Genomic DNA, 3981 nt, shown 5'->3' on the forward strand with positions numbered 1-3981 from the left:
CGCCATGAGTCCTGCCTGTTCATTTTTCTTGGTCCGGGCGACTCTCGCTGTTGATTTGTCGTCCTCTCCATGTGATGGCTTGAAGAAGTCTTCAAACCGCCGTACCCCGCGCCACCGCGTAAGGCAGTCTTGGGCGCATGAACGAGTCCGGCCGTGTCGAGGCCTTCTCCGACGGGGTGTTCGCCATCGCCATCACCCTGCTCGTCCTGGACATCAAGGTGCCCAAGGCGGGTGAGCACGGCGATCTGTGGCAGGCGCTCGGCACGCAGTGGCCCTCGTACGCCGCCTATGTGGTGAGCTTCCTGGTCATCGGCATCATGTGGGTCAACCACCACCAGCTGTTCAGCTTCGTCGCCCGCGTCGACCGGACGCTGATGTTCCTGAACCTGCTGGTCCTGATGGTGGTGGCCGTGGTGCCCTGGCCGACGGCGCTGCTCGCGGAGTACCTGCGCGAGGGGGGCCACGCCTCGCACGCAGCCGCCGCCGTGTACAGCCTGGTGATGGTCGCGATGGCCCTCACCTTCCAGGCCCTGTGGTGGCACCTCACCCGCACCGGCCACCTCTTCGACGCCCGCGTGGACACGGTGGCCGCCCGGACGACCCGCGCCCGGTTCGCCCTCGGCTCCCTGGGTTATCCGCTGACCGTGGGCCTGGCCTTCGTCTCCGCGCCGCTGACCCTGGCCGCGCACGGTCTGCTCGCCGTGTACTACGGCTTCAACCAGCTGCCGGTGCCGACCCGCAAGGACCCGGCCACGCCATGAGGTTGGCGAACAGCTCGGCCTGCTCGCCCGCGTCGTCGAGGGCGTGGTGGGTGTGCCGGCGCCGCGGCGGCAGCTGCCGCGGCATGAAGACGCCCTGTCGTATCCACTCGTCGCGGCGGCTGCGGATCGTGGTGGCCGAGCACGTCGTGTCGGCGATCGCCTCGTAAGAACAGCCGAAGCGCAGCAGCTGCAGCAGCTTGTTGAAGATGACCCGGTCGCTGATGCGCCGGCGGTGGCAGCCGAGCGGATGGCCCGGGTGGAACTCCGGCCGCTCGGGCAGCAGGACCGCGAATTGATCCCAGAGGGGTTCGGTCAGCCATGAGGGCAGCGCGGGCACAGGTCTCCCCAGTGATCACAGAGCGTCGCAACTCTATGGCGTGTGGTTCGAGACCACGTCGTAGGCCAGGTTGCGGGCTGACGCCTTACGGCCTTTGCAGGGGCAGTGGTTGAAGCGCGGGCCATCGAGTGAGCATGGCTCCCTTGACGGCCGCGGCGAGTTGTCCCAGTCCGTGGAGCTCACTGCCGTCAGTGGTCATCTGGCTGACGATTCCGAGACGGTGGACGAGCCGCTGCCGGGCCGTTGCCGTGCCCCATTTCCAGTCCCGGTTCGGGATCTCCTGGTGCGAAGGCCGTGATGGCCTCGACAAGGTCGGCCGGGGCTTCCAGCGGGATCAGGTGACCGGTGTGCGGGACCACCACGAAGTCGGCCTGGGAGAGGTAGGGCACCAGGTTGTCGCGGAGCACGTCGACGGGTTCGACCTGATCGTTCTCTCCGGCGACGACGAGGGCGGGAACGCTGACCATGCGCGTGTGCTCGGTGATGTCCTGCGCGATGCCGCGCAGCGGCCACTCGGTGCGGGCGGCGTCGGTGACGGTCCGCGAATCGGTCACGATCTGCGCCTTGACCGATGCGGGCAGCTCGGTGGCGGTGAGGATGTGGTCCCGTGCCCCGGTTACGGAATCGGCGGAGTCGTAAGCGTGCGACAGGGCTTCCTGGTACTCGGGGGTGATCTGTGCGGCGGGCTTCGCCGGGCCGGAGCCGACGAGGACGATGCCACGCAGGCCGGCGGGCCGGATGGCCGCGACCAGCTGTGCGACCTTGCCCCCCATCGAATGCCCCACCAGGACGTAGTCGGTGACCCCCGCGTCGGCGAGCACGGCGAGCGTGTCGTCGGCGAACTGACCGAGCGTGTAGGGGCCGGGCAGAGCGCTCGACCGGCTCCACCCGCGGAAGTCGACCGTGAGCACGTCACGGCCCGCGAGGCGGTCGACGACGAGGTCCCAGGTACGGGCGGAACCACCCCAGTAGTGCAGGAACACCAGGGTCGGTCCGGTCCCCGGCCGGTGGTCGTAAACGGGCACAAGCGTCTGCTGCGTCATGCTCATGGTGGCTGTTCCCCAATCAGTGTTCTAAGCGATTGCCCTGTGACTTCATTGAAAGTTCTGCACCCGGACGGGGCATCGGCGTGACTGGTCGCCCGATGGTGAAAACTGGACACGTGACCGTGATTCGGCAGATGACCTACCAGCCCGCAGGGCGCCGCGCCGCCGCGGTCGAGACCATGACGTTCGACCGCCTTCGCGAGCTGAACGACGGCGGCACCCAGCGCGCCGACTTCCACGTCCTCGCCGTCATCGACGCCGGACACGGCTCGGTCACGGTGGACTTCCTCCACCACCCGCTCACGGAGCGGTCCGCGGTGTGGATTCCACCCGGAGCGGTGCACCGGTGGGACGACATCGGCGATGTGGCGGGGCACCTCGTATTGTTCGTGCCGACAGCGCCGGTCACCCACGCCACCCGGCAGCTCGCCGCCTCCCCGGACCTGGCCGCGCACTGGAGCATCCCCGACGCCGACTGGCTGTTCGTCGACACCGCGCGCAACCATCTCCTCCTCGAAGCATCCGCCCCACCCGAGGACTTCTCCACGGAGCTGCCCGAAATCCTGCTTTCCGCGCTCATCGCCCGGCTGCGGCCCCCGCACGCCGAAGCACGGTTCACACATCCGGTGTTCCGGTTGTTCCGCTCCAGCGTCGAGACGCACTTCCGTAACCACCACGACGCCAGCTACTACGCCCGTGCTCTGGGATACGCGCCCCGCACCCTCTCACGAGCGGTGCAGCAGGCCACAGGCCGCACCGCGAAGGCATACATCGTCGACCGGATCATCCTGGAAGCCAAACGGCTCCTCGCGCACGACCGCCTCACCGCAGCCCGCTGCGCCGCCACGCTCGGCTTCCCCGACGCATCCAACTTCTCGGTGTTCTTCTACAAGGCGACAGGCATGCGCCCAGGCGCATGGAAGGCGACGGTAGCCGTCGAGTGAGGCGGTGCACTCAAGAAGGGCACTCACATCCATAATCACGGAGTGTCACAACCCATGATCGCCACTGACCCGGGGCGACGTGCCATCGAATCGAAGGCCCTAGGTGGGTACTTGTCGACGGAGATGTACCGGCTGGGTCTCACGCCTCGTGCGGGCAGGGGACCGGAGCATGGCAGCCGGGGGCCGTCCCGCGCACCCGGTTTCCGGCCGCGGGCCCGGCGGCGGTCACAGGCCGAACAGGGACGGGTCGGTCGTCAGCTCCTTGAACACCTTCCCCGGGTCGGCGACCAGCCTGCGCTCCTTCAGGTCGAGCAGTCCGCCGACCGCGGTGATCTCGGCCGCCACCGTGCCGTCCGCCTTGCGTATCTCCTGCCGGATCCGGAAGGTCTTGCCGCCGCCCCACTCGAAGGCGCAGGTCACGTCGACCTCGTCACCGGCGAGCAGCTCGCGCACGAAGCGGATCGTCGTCTCGAGCGACACCGGCCCCACCCCCGTCCCGACCAGTCCGGCCTGGGTCAGCCCGGCCGACTGGAGCAGCGACCAGCGGGCGTGCTCGGCGTAGTTGAGGTACACCGCCTGGTTGAGGTGGCCCTGCACGTCGGTCTCGTAACCGCGGGCGGTGACGCGGACGGAAAACGGTTCGCTCACGACTTCCCCTTCTCGTGTACGGCGCACTGCGGCGCGGGCACCGCTCCGCCGATCCTCGCACGCACGTCACACCCGGCGCGGCGAGGCCAGCAGGTAGCGCACCCGCGTGCGCGGCTGGGTGTACTCGCCGGCCTGCCACCCGGCCTCCTCCAGCGTGGCCGCGCAGGCCGTGAGGGTCGCCGTGTCCGGCGCGTACACGGCGACCGCCTCGGGCTGCGCCGTCGCCCGCCGTGACCCTCTTCCCG

General features: G+C 68.9%; 4 protein-coding genes and 1 pseudogene. 2 read left to right on the forward strand and 3 right to left on the reverse strand.

The window, feature by feature from the left end; translation table 11 throughout:
• Positions 1–137 precede the first annotated feature (137 nt).
• Positions 138–761 carry a TMEM175 family protein gene (locus tag ACWEN3_RS43005; protein WP_452983148.1) on the forward strand — a complete coding sequence of 208 codons (624 nt, stop codon included), beginning with the start codon at positions 138–140 and terminating at the stop codon, positions 759–761.
• An 85-nt stretch (positions 762–846) separates the two neighbouring features.
• Here the strand turns inward: ACWEN3_RS43005 and ACWEN3_RS43010 are convergent.
• Together ACWEN3_RS43010 and ACWEN3_RS43015 are read right to left on the reverse strand one after the other, a co-directional pair.
• Positions 847–1098 (reverse strand): annotated as a pseudogene (locus ACWEN3_RS43010) (transposase); the annotation flags it as partial.
• Between the two features lie 188 nt (positions 1099–1286).
• The gene (locus ACWEN3_RS43015; RefSeq protein ID WP_452983151.1) at positions 1287–2147 is read right to left on the reverse strand and encodes an alpha/beta fold hydrolase; all 861 of its coding nucleotides are present in this window, start codon (positions 2145–2147) and stop codon (positions 1287–1289) included.
• A gap of 113 nt (positions 2148–2260) precedes the next feature.
• Between ACWEN3_RS43015 and ACWEN3_RS43020 the strand changes: the two genes are divergently transcribed.
• The gene (locus ACWEN3_RS43020) at positions 2261–3088 is read left to right on the forward strand and encodes a helix-turn-helix domain-containing protein (protein WP_452983154.1); all 828 of its coding nucleotides are present in this window, start codon (positions 2261–2263) and stop codon (positions 3086–3088) included.
• Positions 3089–3313: 225 nt separating this feature from the next.
• Here the strand turns inward: ACWEN3_RS43020 and ACWEN3_RS43025 are convergent, their stop codons facing one another.
• A complete protein-coding gene (locus tag ACWEN3_RS43025) occupies positions 3314–3736 on the reverse strand; it encodes an acyl-CoA thioesterase (RefSeq protein ID WP_452983157.1) in 423 nt (140 codons plus the stop codon).
• Positions 3737–3981 lie beyond the last annotated feature (245 nt).

Source organism: Streptomyces sp. NPDC004561, assembly GCF_053602155.1.